This is a genomic window from Telluria sp. AZSoR62 (genome assembly GCF_058111565.1).
The window spans coordinates 1-234 of sequence record NZ_JBYTST010000631.1; the positions used below are offsets into that span (position 1 = coordinate 1).

At 63.2% G+C, this 234-nt stretch carries 1 protein-coding gene; it reads right to left on the reverse strand.

What is annotated here, in order from left to right:
- Positions 1–234, reverse strand: a 234-nt coding sequence (locus tag AC3XQU_RS24980; RefSeq protein ID WP_489876776.1) for a DUF4194 domain-containing protein, incomplete at both ends; no start/stop codon positions are given.

Here is a 234-nt window from a genome sequence, read left to right on the forward strand (position 1 = left end):
GGTGAGTGGCGTGCTCTGGACGCTGGTCAGCCACCTCGTCGAGCAGCGTCTGGCGGTCCACAAACACGAAGTCCTCTCCTTCCTGCCGCTTGGAGAAGAACCGCTGCCGCAGGAAGATCATCACGATGGTCTCTTCCTTCGTGTGCGACACGTCGCGCACCAGCGACGGGAGCGGGTCGCCTGTCTCGGCGCTGGCCTGTCGCTTAAAGGCAATCTGGTGATCGCGGTCGAGGT